Raw genomic sequence first — 11,149 nt, forward strand, 5'->3', positions numbered from 1 at the left:
CTTCGCGGGCGCAGGCGGGTTCCCGCGGGTCTCAGGACTTAACCGCCACAGCGAGGGCGACTCTCAATGAGCACCCTTCGCTACATATCCGACAATTGGGACACGCTCGGGCCCCAGGTCGCCACCCACCTACGGATCGTGGCCATCTGCGTGGCGGTGGCCGCAGTGCTCGGACTGCTGCTCGGCATCGCGTCAGCACGCTCGCCCCGAGTCGCGGTGCTCACGCTGGCCGTCACCGGCACCATCCTGACCATCCCCAGCTTCGCGCTGTTCGGACTGCTGTCGATCTGGCTGGGCCTGGGCAACCCGCCGGTGATCGTGGGGCTGATCCTCTATGCGCTGCTGCCCATCGTGCGCAACACCCGGGTCGGCATCCTCGCCGTCGCCCCGGCAGTGACCGAGGCGGCGCGGGGCATGGGCATGAACCGGCTGCAGGTCCTTACCCGGGTCGAGCTGCCCCTGGCCGTGCCTGTGATTCTCGGCGGCCTGCGCCAGAGCACGGTGATGATCGTCGCCATCGCCACCGTCGGGGCCGCCGTTGGCGCCAACGATCTCGGCCAGCCGATCTTCGCCGCCGTCTCGCGCGACACGGGAACCCTCGAGCAGGTGCTCGCCGGCGTGATCCCAGTCGCCCTGATCGGCATCCTCGCCGACACCGTGCTTGCCGGCCTGCAGCGGGGTTTGTCGCGGGGTCGCGTCACGGTGGCGGCGACGTGATCACCTTCGACCGCGTCACCAAGCGCTACGGCGACTCCGATGCCGTGCAGGAGCTCACGCTGGAGATCCCGTCCGGCGAGATCGTCATCTTCGTCGGCCCGTCGGGGTGTGGCAAGACGACGTCGCTGAAGATGATCAACCGGCTCATCGAGGCGTCGTCCGGCTCCATCAGCATCGATGGCACCGACACCGCCACCGTCGACGTCAACGAGCTGCGCCGCTCGATCGGCTACGTCATCCAGCAGATCGGCCTCTTCCCCCATTACACGGTCGCGGAGAACGTGGCCACGGTTCCCCGCCTCGCCGGGTGGGACAAGCCCAGGATCACCGCGCGCGTCAACGAGCTGCTCGACCTCGTCGACCTGCCCGCGGCGCAGTACGCCAAGCGGATGCCGGCCGAGCTCAGTGGTGGCGAGCGTCAACGTGTCGGCGTGGCCCGGGCGCTGGCCATCGACCCGAACATCCTGCTGATGGACGAGCCCTTCGGCGCCATCGACCCGATCGCGCGTGAGCGATTGCAGAACGAGCTGCTCCGCCTCCAGCAGGTGGTGCGCAAGACCATCGTCTTCGTCACCCACGACATCGACGAAGCCATCCGGCTCGGGGATCGTGTCGCGCTGTTCTCGCAGGGAGGACATCTGCAGCAGTACGCGACCCCGGCGGAGATCCTGGCCCACCCGGCGAACGAGTTCGTGGTGGACTTCCTCGGTGACGGCCGCATGGTGCGCCGTCTCTCACTGATCAAGGTCCGCGACGTGCCGCTCGCTCCGCCCAACGGAAGCCAGGCGCCTGTCGAGACAGTGGAGGCCGGGGCCACCCTGCGGGATGCGCTCGACGCTGTGTTGCGAGCGCACGACGGCCGGGTCCAGGTGGTGGACGACGGCAGAGTTCTCGGCATCGTGGACGCCGACGTCATCCGGCGGGCATCGCAGTGAGCACTGTCGTGGCCACGCCTGCGCAGCACCGCCTCAACCTCGCGCGCGCGCGTATCTTCACGATTCCGATCGCGGTCGCGGTCGGGCTGGCCATCTCGTTTGCCGTGTACCAGACGATCAGCGGCTACCGGTACGACGACCAGGTGCTCAACCAGGACTTCCTGACCACGCGGCTGGTCGAGCACGTGTACCTGTCCGGGGTCTCGTTCGGGATCGTGGCGGCCGTCGTCGTGCCGGTCGGGATTCTCATCGCCACCGCGGGACGCGCCGTGCGCGTGCCGGTGTTCCTTCTCGCCAACCTGGGACAGGCCGTGCCCGGCATCGGCATCCTGGTACTGCTCTACGCACTTCTCGGACTCGGTACCGAGCCGACCATCATCGCGCTGGTCGCGTACGGTGCGTTGCCCGTCTTGCGCAACACGGTTGCCGGCATCCAGGGAGTCGACCCGGCAGCGGTGGAAGCGGCACGCGGCATGGGAATGACGCGCTGGCAGGCGATGTACCGCGTCCAACTGCCGCTCGCCTCGCCACTCATTTTCGCCGGGTTGCGCACGTCTCTCGTGCTGATCATCGGTACCGCTACACTCGGCAACTTCATTGGAGGAGGGGGACTCGGTGACGTGATTGCGTCCGGCATCAACATCTCCAACCGCATCATCTTCGTGGGGGCTGTCATGGTGGCGACCCTCGCGCTACTCGCCGATTGGGCGCTTTCATTGGTGGAGCGTATTGCTGTTCCGCGACACGTCAGAGGGTAAGGAGGACTGACCGCTATGAAGCGAAACGCCATCGCCGCGCTGCTCGTCGTCGTGCCGGGGGCACTGGTGTCGTGCGGTAGCAGCAACAACACCACGACCACGGGCGGGGCAGGGAGCGGTCCGAGCGCGTCCTCGATCAAGGTCTGCATCCTCTCCGAGTTCCGCACCCGCCCTGACGGTCTCCCCGGCCTCAAGGCAACCTACAGCTCCGCGTATGGCAAGCCGACCTACGCGGACGTCGGCAGCACCGCCGAGAAGAGCATCGCCAACGGGCAGTGCAACGTCGGCGAGGTGTTCACCACCGACTCCGCGATCCAGGCCAACAACCTCTACGTCCTCAAGGACGACAAGAACCTCTTCCCGCCCGACAACGCCGGGTTGGTGGTGCGCGCCAGCGTGCTGACGGCGCATCCGGCCATCGCCAACCTGATGGCGCCGGTGGCGGCCAAGCTGGACATCGCGACGATGGTCTCCCTCAACAGCATGGTCGAGGTGCAGAGCCAGAAGGTCGCTGACGTGGCCAAGGCGTGGTTGACCTCGAACGGGTTCCTGGCTTCCAGCTACGCCGGCGGTGGCGGCACCAATGGCAGTGGCAGCGGCTGCGCGACGGCCTCCGGCGCCGATGGCGGTGGAGCCCACGTCACCGTCGGAGTCAAGGGTTTTGCCGAGGAGCAGCTGCTCGGTGCCATGACCAAGCTGGTCCTCGAAGCGCACAACTTCACCGTGGATGACACCTTCCAGGCTAAGGACAAGGCGCTCGGTCAGGCGCTTAGCGCCGGCACGGTCGACATGATCTGGCAGTACACCGGCACCGAGCTCACCGACTACCTCAGCCTGACCACGGGGGCGTTCCCGACCGCGCTCGACGCGGCCTTCAACTTCGTCGCCCAGAAGGACGCGGCCAACGGACTGTGCTGGACGTCGGAGACCAAGTTCACCGACACCAACGGTCTCGCTATCAAGGCCTCTGACCGCGCCACGTACGGCGACACCCTGACGGCGTTCGGAGCCTACCTGGGGTCGCACTAGTCCCCACGGCGCAGCAGCCGGCTCCTCCGCGCAGACCAGCGGGGGAGCCGGTTGCGAAGCCGACCCTATACTCGGCCGCCATGGCCAGAGAGCACAGCCCCAAGCAGATCGCGTCCAAGAGCGAGGACTTCGACCGCTGGTACGTCGACGTCGTGCGCCGCGCCGAGCTGGCCGACTACACGCCGGTGCGCGGCTGCATGGTGATCCGCCCCTACGGCTTCGCGCTGTGGGAGCGCACCCGCGATGCGCTCGACGGCATGATCAAGCGGACCGGCCACGAGAACATGTACTTCCCGCTCTTCATCCCGGAGAGCTACCTCGCCAAGGAGGCGGAGCACGTCGAGGGCTTCGCTCCCGAGGTGGCCTGGGTCACCCACGGCGGCGACAAGGAGCTCGAGGAGCGCCTGGCGATCCGTCCCACCAGCGAAACCATCATCTGCTCGATGTACGCGGACTGGATCCACTCCTGGCGCGACCTCCCCGTGCTGATCAACCAGTGGGTGAACGTCTGCCGCTGGGAGAAGCGGACGCGGCTGTTCCTGCGCACCACGGAGTTCCTCTGGCAGGAGGGCCACACCTTCCACGCCACCGACGAGGAGGCGGCGGCTGAGGTGGACACCATGCTGGAGTGCTACCGGGAGCTCGCGGAGGAGTGGCTGGCCATCCCGGTCATCAAGGGGCGCAAGACGGAGTCCGAGAAGTTCGCCGGGGCGCGCTACACGCTGAGCATCGAGGCGATGATGTCCGACGGCTGGGCGCTGCAGGCCGGCACCTCGCATCACCTAGCGCAGAATTTCACCACTGCCTACGGGATCAGCTACAGCGACAGGGACAACACCCTGCAGCATCCCTTTCAGACGTCGTGGGGCCTGTCGACGAGGATCATCGGCGGCCTGATCATGGCCCACGGCGATGAGGCGGGCCTGGTCGTTCCGCCCCGCGTAGCGCCCACCCAGGTGGTGGTCGTGCCGATCGCACGCAGCAACGACGAGGAGGCAATGCGGCTCGTCGAGGAGGCGTGCGCGCAGCTCGAGCGCGAGGCGGGCACCGACGTGCGCATGCGCGTCGACCGGCGCGAGGGCATGCGCCCCGGAGAGAAGTTTGCCCACTGGGAGCTGCGCGGAATCCCCCTGCGCATCACCGTCGGCGCCAAGGACCTCGCCGACGGCAACGTCACCGTGGTTCGTCGGGTCGACGGTGAGCAGAGCCAGGTGCCGCTGCAAGGCCTGGGCGCCCGGCTGCAGGGACTGCTCGACGAGGCCCAGCTGGCCACGCGCGCCCGCGCCCAGCGGCTTCTCGACGAGCGCAGTGTCGACGTCGCATCGATGGACGAGCTGGTGGCGGCGTTCGCGGAGGAGCCGATGTTCGCCAGCGGGCCGTTCTGCAACCGCGCGGAGTGCGAGACGGCCGTCAAGGGCGCGGTGCACGCGCTGACCGTCCGCATCCTGCGCGCCGACCGAAGCGCCGACGGGGCGCCGTGCCTGGCATGTGGCCGGCCGGCGGACAACGTCGCGCTGATGGCGCGCGCCTACTGATCACGGGAGCCGGACAGGGCGCAGCGGAGTTCGAATTTTGCCTGATCGGGGGTAGCATGGTCAGGGAGATGGCGATCGACGAACTCATTTCCAAGGCCTCGTATCTCCGTGAGGAGGAGCGAGAGGTGCTGCGCCGCGCCTACACCCTGGCCGAAGGCGCCCACCAGGGGCAGTCGCGCTTGAGCGGTGAGCCGTACGTCACCCACCCCGTCGCCGTCGCCGGAATCCTCGCCGACCTCGGCCTCGACAGCGACACACTGGTGGCCGCGCTACTCCACGACACAGTCGAGGACACCGAGGTGACCCGCGAGCAGCTCAGCGAGCAGTTCGGTGGCCATGTGGCCAAGCTGGTTGACGGAGTCACGAAGCTCGGCAAGATCCACGTCCACACCCGTGAGCAGGCGCAGGCCGAGAACATCCGCAAGATGCTGGTGGCCATGTCCGAGGACATCCGAGTGGTGCTCATCAAGCTTGGCGACCGCCTCCACAACATGCGCACCGTCGGCGCTCACAACGAGGAGCGGCGCCTGCGCATCTCCCGCGAGACGCTCGACATCTACGCGCCCCTGGCTCATCGGCTCGGCATCTGGCAGATCAAGGGCGAGCTCGAGGACCTTGCCTTTGCGCAGCTCGATCCGGATAACTACCACGCCGTCGCCGCCAAGGTGAGCAAGGCAGCCGAGGAGCGGGCCAGCTTCATCAAGGACGTCACCGAGATCCTGCAGAGGGAGTTCGAACGCCTCGGCATCGCCGCGGAGATCTCCGGGCGGCCCAAGCACATCTTCAGCATCCACGACAAGATGGAGCGTACCCACAAGGAGTTCGATGAGATCTACGACCTGATCGCGCTGCGCATCATGGTCGACAGCATCAAGGACTGCTACGGGGCGCTGGGCACCGTCCATTCGCTCTGGAAGCCGATCCCGGGGCGGTTCAAGGATTACATCGCCATGCCCAAGGGCAACGGCTACCAGTCGCTGCACACCACCGTGGTGTCGCACACCGGCGAGCCCATGGAGGTGCAGATCCGCACCCAGGAGATGCACAGCACCGCGGAGTACGGCATCGCCTCCCACTGGCACTACAAGGAGGGCGCTCAGAAGACGCGCTTCGACGAGCGCTATGGCTGGCTGCGGCTGCTCATGGACTGGCAGAAGGAGGTGCTCGACGCCGAGGCCTTCGTCGACACCGTCAAGGTCGACATCTTCCAGGACGAGGTCTTCGTTTTCACCCCCAAAGGGGACGTTCGGTCGTTGCCGATGGGCAGCACGCCGGTCGACTTCGCGTACCGCGTCCACACCGACGTCGGCCACCACTGCATCGGCGCCAAGGTGAACAGCCGGATGGTGCCGCTCGACTACAAGCTGGAGAACGGCGACATCGTCGAGGTGCTCACCACCAAGGGCGCGCATGCGCCGAGCCGCGACTGGCTCAACTTCGTCAAGACCAGCAGCGCCCGCGAGAAGATCCGCAGCTGGTTCAAGAAGGAGCGCCGCGAGGAGAACGTCCAGAAGGGCCGTGAGCAGCTCGACAAGGAGTTCCGCCGGCTGCGCCAGCAGTCACTGACGTCGCTCAAGGAGGATCGCCTCCTCGAGCTCGCCGAGGACTTCAAGTTCAACACCATCGACGACTTCCTGGCGGCGGTCGGCTACGGCGATGTCAGCGCGCGCGGTGTGGTGCTGCGCTACAGCGACAGGGAGTCGCCCGACCAGGCCAGCGAGACCACCGTCCTGGGCATCCCGCTCACCAGCACGGGCCCGAGCACCAACGGTCACGTGCGCGTCCACGGCATGAGCGACATGCTCACCACCCTGGCGCAGTGCTGCAAGCCGCTCTCAGGTGATTCCGTCCGCGGCTACATCACCCGCGGCAAGGGCGTGACGGTGCACCGCGCCGACTGCGTCAACGTCCGCAACGCTGCCGACCCGGACCGCATCGTCGAGGTGGAGTGGGAGCGCGGCAACAACCAGGTGTACCCCGTCAACATCAAGATCGAGGCCTGGGACCGCACCGGTCTGCTCCGCGACATCGCCGCAGTCATCGCCGAGTCCAAGATCAACCTCTCCGGGGCTGACGTGCAGGTCTACGACGATCGCACCGCGGTGATCTCGACCATCGTGGAGATCGCCAACCTCACCCAGCTCAGCCGGCTGCTGGAGCGCCTCGAAGCGGTCCGTGATGTTCACACCGTGGCGCGCGAGTCCGTCTGAGTCGGGAGCGGGGTGGCAGGCGTAGGCCCGCCGGTACACTCGGGCGGCCATGAGCCCCATCGCGCCGCCCCGTGGAACGCGGGACCTGCTGCCTGCCGAGGCGCCTGCCTGGCGGTGGTTCCTCGAGACGCACGCTGCGGTCGCCGGGCGCCACGGGTACCAGCTGATCGACACGCCGGTGTTCGAGGCCACCGAGCTGTTCGCTCGTGGTGTGGGCTCCGGCACCGACATCGTCGACAAGGAGATGTACACCTTCGTCGACCGCGGCGGGCGTTCGATGACCCTACGACCCGAGGGAACGGCGCCGGTTCTGCGGGCTGTGCTCGGAGCACACCTCGAACAGCAGCGTCGGCCCGTGCGTGTGTACTACGCCATGGCGATGTTCCGCTACGACCGTCCCCAGGCGGGCCGCCAGCGCGAGTTTCACCAGGTCGGCGTCGAGGTGATCGGTGAGCGCGATCCCTGCTACGACGCCGAGGTGATCGAAGTGGCGTGGCGATTCATGGCCGAACTGCGCATCGACGGCGTCGAGCTGCAGCTGAACTCGCTCGGCGACAGTGACGACCGGCTCCGCTACCGCGCGGCGTTGGTGGCGTACTACACACCGCTGCGGGAATCGCTCTGCGAGGATTGCCAGCGCCGTCTCGACGTCAACCCCCTCCGCCTGCTCGATTGCAAGAAGGACGCCAAATACAATGAGAACGCTCCGCTGATCGGCGACCACCTCAGCGAGGCAAGTCGCGAGTACTTCGACTCGGTCGCACGCCATCTCGACGACGCGGGCATCCCCTACACGCGTAACCAGCGACTGGTGCGCGGCCTCGACTACTACGCCCACACCGCCTTCGAGTTCTGGCACCGGTCGCTCCAGGGTGCGCAGAACGCGCTCGGCGGCGGCGGCCGCTATGACGGGCTCGCCGATGAGCTCGGTTTCGCGGCGACGCCCGGTGTGGGCTACGCGCTCGGCATCGAGCGCCTGCTCACGGTGGCCGCCGACCAGGGTGTCGCCCCCGCGCCGCAGCCGCCAGCGCAGCTGGTGATCTGCACCACGGGAGGCGCATCGGCCGCGGAGGGGCGCCGCCTGGCGCGGGAACTGCGCAATCGGACCTCCGTCGTCGCCGACCTCACCGACCGCCGGCTCGAGAAAAAGCTGCGCGACGCGGATCGTCTGGGCGCGCTGCTGGCTCTGCTCGTCGGGCTGGACGAAGGGCTGGTGCTGCGCAACCTGCGCACCGGCGTGCAGCAGGTGGTCAGCGCCGACACCGTGCTCGACGCGGTGTCGGCAGAGCTCCTCCAGGCCGCCCAGGGACCGACCGCGTGAGCACCAAACGCACCGGTTGCGGCGTCCCCCGGGCCGGCGCCGCCGGCACAGAAATGACGGTGTACGGCTGGGTCGACCGGCGCCGCGACCACGGAGGCCTGATCTTCCTCGACCTCCGTGACCACAGCGGCATCCTCCAGGTGGTCATCAACCCCGAGACCGCGCCGGAGGCACGTCGCAGCGCGCACGGCGTGCGCCTCGAGTACGTGATGCGCGTGCACGGACTGCTGCGGGCGCGCGAGCCGCAGAACGTCAACCCGCGTCGCGATACGGGTGAGGTGGAGCTGTACGCCGACGACTGCGAGGTGCTGTCGGTGGCAAGCACGCCGCCGTTCCCGGTCAACGAGGAGACCGAGGTCGAGGAGTCACTGCGCCTGCGCCACCGCTACCTCGACCTGCGCCGCTCGCGCCTGCAGCGCAACCTGCGTTGCCGGGCCCGCTTCATCGCGGCTCTGCGCGAGGTGATGGGAGAGCTGGGTTTCACCGAGATCGAGACGCCGATGATGATTCGCGCCACCCCCGAGGGTGCGCGTGACTACCTGGTGCCGAGCCGCCTTCAGCACGGCAGCTTCTACGCGCTGCCGCAGTCGCCGCAGCTCTACAAGCAGCTCTGCATGGTCGCCGGGCTCGACCGCTACTTCCAGATCGCGCGCTGTATGCGCGACGAGGATCTGCGTGCCGACCGCCAGCCGGAGTTCACCCAGCTGGACCTGGAGATGTCGTTCATCGACGAGGAGGACGTCTTCACCGTCCTGGAGCGGGCGATCTCGACAGCCTGGATGTCAGCTGGCTTCCGGGGGACCATCAGCACGCCGTTCCCACGCATCACCTGGCACGAGGCGATGGCGCGCTTCGGCGTCGACAAGCCGGACATGCGTTTCGGCATGGAGCTGCACGACCTCTCCGAGCCGTTGCGCGGCACCGGCTTCCGGGTGTTTGCCGATGCGCTGGCCGGGGGCGGGGTGGTCAAGGGAATCGCCGTGCCCGGTGGCGCCGACCTCACCCGGGGCGACATCGAGGGTCGCCTCCTCGACGTCGCCAAGACCTTCAAGGCACGCGGGCTCGCTTACCTGTGGCGTCGCGATGACGGCTGGCAGGGCGGCATCGTCAAGTTCTTCAGCGCCGACGAGCTGGAGGCCATCGGTGCCGCCACCGGTGCGCAGGTCGGTGACGCGGTGCTCATGGTCGCCGACCAGCCCGCCGTGGTCGCCGCGGCGCTCGGCGCGCTGCGTAACCACCTCGCGCGCGAGCGCTCACTGGCCGACCCCGACGCGCTGGCGATGATCTGGGTCACCGAGTTCCCGATGTTCGAGCGCGGCGAGGACGCGGGCCAGGTCACCCCGCTGCACCACCCGTTCACGATGCTGCACCGCGACGACCTCGGCCTGCTCGAGAGCGACCCGCTGCGGATCCGCTCGCGCGCCTACGACATCGTGCTCAACGGCCGCGAGATCGGCAGCGGCAGCATCCGCATCACCGACCCCACCATCCAGGAACGCGTCTTTGCCGCGATGGGGATCGGCGCCGAGGAGGCGGAGCGGAAGTTCGGGTTCCTCCTCGAGGCGTTCCAGTACGGGGTCCCGCCCCACGGGGGGTTCGCCGCCGGCATCGAGCGGCTGCTCATGGAAGGACTGGGCGAGGAGAACATCCGCGACGTGATCGCCTTCCCCAAGAACCAGCAGGCGCAGGAGCCGATGACCGGCGCGCCCGCCCCCGTCGAGGAGGCGCAGCTCAGCGACCTCGGACTGCAACTGCGCCCCGCGGCTCCCGCGCTGCGAATCGAACCGTCACACGGTGGTGAGGGTTGAGCCGCGGGACCCTGCGGTAGGATCGTCCACGGCACCCAGCTGGTCGCAGCCATCCACATGCGGCTGGACCAACATCAAACGCATCGGGAACCTCATATCGCTCGCCGGACCTCGAGCCTCCGCAACGTGCGCGTGGATGGGGGAAGGCGCCGTGCGGGATCCCACCTGGTTACTCGGGCTCAGCCCCGGGGATGGCGCGGCCGCCGGGGGCCACGTGAGCAGCCTGATCGGCGCTCGCCACCGCTGCCCACGAGTGTCCTCTACTGGAGTGGGGCGGAAGTTGGTGTCCCAGGCGCCGCATCGACCGGCGAGGTCAAGGAGGCGCCGAGCACACCAGGGAGTGCATCGATCCATGCATGACCGAGCGCGCGCAGAAGCCGACGCCGAGATCGGCGAGGATAGGTGGATGCATGGGTCATCAACCTCCGCCTTACTCCACTGTCTCTCTGAGCGGTGAGCCCTGGCATCCTCCTCGCCGCGCTGATCGTTGCCATCGGAGCCCAGGCAACTCGCGTGCTCGTGCCCCGACGCGGCAACTATCCACTGGCCGTCGTCTGCGCTGCGGCCGGCCTGCTCGGCGCGGAGCTGGTGGCGCTGGGCGGCCATGGCGGCCCTGCGGTCGGGGTGGTGCACCCGATCGCTGACGCCGCCGGGATCGCCGCTGTCGAAGCGGCCGGACTGGTGCTTGCCGCTCCGCGACGGCTGGGTCGTCGATAATCGGGGCTCACCAGCCACGGAGAAGCCTCGTGCGTTTCCCGACCGGTCGATCCGCGCTTCTCGCAGTCGCCGCCGTGGCGGGCGCGGCTGTCTACTGGCGTGTCGGCGCTGTCCAGCGC

Annotated in this window: 9 protein-coding genes; all 9 read left to right on the top strand. The window is 68.1% G+C overall.

Translation table 11 applies throughout. The annotated features are described in order from the left end of the window. Positions 1 to 66 precede the first annotated feature (66 nt). The 9 genes from JF886_RS12355 to JF886_RS12395 all read left to right on the top strand — a co-directional run bounded on the left by JF886_RS12355 (position 67) and on the right by JF886_RS12395 (position 11,030). On the top strand, positions 67 to 717 hold the full coding sequence (locus tag JF886_RS12355) for an ABC transporter permease (protein ID WP_337312892.1): 651 nt from the start codon (positions 67 to 69) through the stop codon (positions 715 to 717). Further along, entirely contained in the window at positions 714 to 1,652 is a 939-nt protein-coding gene (locus tag JF886_RS12360) for an ABC transporter ATP-binding protein (protein WP_337312894.1), read from the top strand. Before JF886_RS12355 ends, JF886_RS12360 begins: the two co-directional genes overlap by 4 nt. Further along, positions 1,649 to 2,410: an ABC transporter permease gene (locus tag JF886_RS12365; RefSeq protein ID WP_337312896.1), complete on the top strand. Its 762-nt coding sequence runs from the start codon at positions 1,649 to 1,651 to the stop codon at positions 2,408 to 2,410. Before JF886_RS12360 ends, JF886_RS12365 begins: the two co-directional genes overlap by 4 nt. A gap of 15 nt (positions 2,411 to 2,425) precedes the next feature. Further along, positions 2,426 to 3,439, top strand: a complete 1,014-nt coding sequence (locus JF886_RS12370; protein WP_337312898.1) for a glycine betaine ABC transporter substrate-binding protein — start codon at positions 2,426 to 2,428, stop codon at positions 3,437 to 3,439. Positions 3,440 to 3,519: 80 nt separating this feature from the next. Beyond that, positions 3,520 to 4,974, top strand: a complete 1,455-nt coding sequence (gene proS, locus JF886_RS12375; protein WP_337312900.1) for a proline--tRNA ligase — start codon at positions 3,520 to 3,522, stop codon at positions 4,972 to 4,974. Between the two features lie 68 nt (positions 4,975 to 5,042). Next, on the top strand, positions 5,043 to 7,184 hold the full coding sequence (locus JF886_RS12380) for a RelA/SpoT family protein (protein WP_337312902.1): 2,142 nt from the start codon (positions 5,043 to 5,045) through the stop codon (positions 7,182 to 7,184). 49 nt (positions 7,185 to 7,233) lie between these two features. Then, positions 7,234 to 8,505, top strand: a complete 1,272-nt coding sequence (gene hisS / locus JF886_RS12385; RefSeq protein ID WP_337312905.1) for a histidine--tRNA ligase — start codon at positions 7,234 to 7,236, stop codon at positions 8,503 to 8,505. Further along, positions 8,502 to 10,313 carry an aspartate--tRNA ligase gene (gene aspS, locus JF886_RS12390; RefSeq protein WP_337312908.1) on the top strand — a complete coding sequence of 604 codons (1,812 nt, stop codon included), beginning with the start codon at positions 8,502 to 8,504 and terminating at the stop codon, positions 10,311 to 10,313. The genes hisS and aspS overlap by 4 nt, the downstream gene beginning before the upstream one ends. A gap of 453 nt (positions 10,314 to 10,766) precedes the next feature. Then, entirely contained in the window at positions 10,767 to 11,030 is a 264-nt protein-coding gene (locus tag JF886_RS12395; protein ID WP_337312910.1) for a hypothetical protein, read from the top strand. Positions 11,031 to 11,149 lie beyond the last annotated feature (119 nt).

This window comes from Candidatus Aeolococcus gillhamiae, assembly GCF_016464765.1.
GTDB classification, from domain to species: domain Bacteria; phylum Chloroflexota; class Dormibacteria; order Aeolococcales; family Aeolococcaceae; genus Aeolococcus; species Aeolococcus gillhamiae.